Annotated in this window: 1 protein-coding gene; it reads right to left on the reverse strand. The window is 43.4% G+C overall.

The annotated features are described in order from the left end of the window. Nucleotides 1-49: 49 nt before the first annotated feature. A partial coding sequence (locus tag QVO99_RS03600) for a hypothetical protein (RefSeq protein ID WP_022316234.1) occupies nucleotides 50-834 on the reverse strand: 785 nt, incomplete at its 5' end.

Below are 834 nucleotides of genomic sequence, written 5' to 3' on the forward strand. Positions count from 1 at the left end.
TTTCATAGTTTTATCCTTTCTATAATTAGATGATTGAAAAAACGGATTGTCACTGTGCGTTTACACTCGTATAAGTCATACTCTCGGAATAAAGGATGCTCGCGAAGGCTATCTGGATACCGCGGTATGCTTTATCGCTGCTGGAAATATCCACGTTGGACTTCTTCAGCATATAGAGGACTTCCTTGGTATAGTCGTCGGCATCAACATTGGCATACAGCATCGTATAGACATACTCGGCGCAGAAATCGATGATGTCGGCATTTTCAGGATATATTTCCTTCAGCTTTCCGAAATAATCCTTGTATGACAACGAGATGTCCACATTCTTCATCCGTTCCAAATCTGTAGCCAGATAGGAGATCTGCGAATTTGTCAAGCCTCCAGTATTGCGATAGTTCGGAGACATCGCCAACATCCTGTCGTTGGTGGATTTAATCAGATTGGAAACAGGCAGCTGATGACTGTTGTTATTCTCTTCATACAATGCATATTCTATGGTATTATGGAAGAAGCCTATACTGTCAGGAAAATTTATGTTGCCGTCGAAGGTGGCTATTGGACTCTTCTTGGGCTTGTTGAACAGCTTTATCTTCACATACTTGAAAGCATAAATCTTGCATGCTTTTATTAAGGAAGAACTCACAGCTCCGCCGATGGCACCTACAACCCCTCCGACAGAGCCTCTGATACCACCGCATACATCAGAAATGGCAATCTTGGCATAGTCAAGTTTGTTGAATTTCACTCCACCCGGTAATCTAAGGGGCATCTCTTCATTACGAACGAACCGGGCATCGTATGCCTTCAGCTGCTCTGTCAGCTCACGCATGT

The organism is Prevotella sp. CAG:592 (assembly GCF_000436015.1).
GTDB classification, from domain to species: Bacteria; Bacteroidota; Bacteroidia; order Bacteroidales; family Bacteroidaceae; genus Prevotella; species Prevotella pectinovora.